The sequence below is a fragment of the Streptomyces sp. NTH33 genome (genome assembly GCF_003236365.1).
Taxonomy (GTDB): Bacteria; Actinomycetota; Actinomycetes; order Streptomycetales; family Streptomycetaceae; genus Streptomyces.
The window spans coordinates 1-682 of record NZ_POTZ01001053.1; the positions used below are offsets into that span (position 1 = coordinate 1).

At 75.7% G+C, this 682-nt stretch carries 1 protein-coding gene; it reads right to left on the minus strand.

Going from position 1 to position 682, the window contains the following annotated elements; genetic code table 11:
* A partial coding sequence (locus C1I97_RS38415) for an SRPBCC domain-containing protein (protein ID WP_181447125.1) occupies window positions 1–560 on the minus strand: 560 nt, incomplete at its 3' end.
* Between the last annotated feature and the right edge of the window lie 122 nt (window positions 561–682).

Sequence of the window (682 nt, forward strand, 5' to 3'; positions counted from 1 at the left end):
GGGTGGGCCCCGGGAGCCTCGTCGGTCTCGGCGGGCGGAGGCACCGGCTCGTCGTCGGCGTCCGGGGCGGCCTCGAAGTCGCTGGTGGCCAGAGGGGCGAAGTCCTCGGTGGCCAGGGACTCGGGGGCCGGCGGCTCGGGAGCCTCGGCGGCCAGGTTCTCCACGAAGCGGTTCAGCAGGCGGGTCACCGCCGTGCGCACGGCCTCCGGGGGCAGCTCGGTGACGCGGCCGTCGGCGGAGGCGGTGCCGTCGAAGACGAGCGCGGAGCCGTCGTCGGTGTCGCGGAGGCGGAGGGTGAGGGCGAGCTTCACCGAGCCGGTGCCGCGGGACTCGGTCGCGTCGCCCTCGACGGCGTACGAACCGTCGTCGCGGGCGGAGACGCGCAGGGTGCCGCGGTAGGTGATGGAGTGGCTGCCGATCCGCACCTTCAGCCGGCCGGCGACGGGCTCGCTGCCCGCGTCCTGCTGGAGCCCGGGAACCGCCCGGGCGACCCGCGCGGGGTCGGCGAGCGCCACCCGCACCCGCCGAGCCGGAACCGGAACGAACACCTCGTGCTCCATGTCAGCCGAGCGTACCCAGTACCGCCGCCGAATACCCTCCCCTCGCCCACAAGCTCGGCCCGACGCACGCGCGCGGCACGGGATCGACACAGGAACACCGCGTCAGCCGGTGTACCGGGGGT